General features: G+C 60.5%; 1 protein-coding gene. It reads left to right on the top strand.

Annotated elements, in window-relative coordinates:
• Positions 1-296 (top strand): ABC transporter substrate-binding protein (locus HFC70_RS26750; RefSeq protein WP_168476327.1); only part of this gene is annotated, 296 nt, incomplete at both ends.

Below are 296 nucleotides of genomic sequence, written 5' to 3' on the forward strand. Positions count from 1 at the left end.
GGCGGCTTCAACGGAGAGCCGGTGGTGGTCACTGAGTACGACAATGCCGGTGGCGCCCCCGATGCTGCCGACAAATTCCGCAATGCGGTCGCAGATGGCGTTCACATAATCTTCCAGGGTGCTTCGTCGGCCATTGCCGGCCAGCTCACGGAAGACGTCCGCAAGCACAATCTGCGCAACCCAGGCCAAGAGGTGATTTTCATCAACCTGGGCGGCGATGCGATGGAGCTTACGGGCCAGAAGTGCCAGTTCTACCATTTTCGCTACACGGCAACCGCGCCGATGCGGGTGAATGC

The organism is Agrobacterium sp. a22-2 (genome assembly GCF_012276985.1).
GTDB lineage: Bacteria > Pseudomonadota > Alphaproteobacteria > Rhizobiales > Rhizobiaceae > Allorhizobium.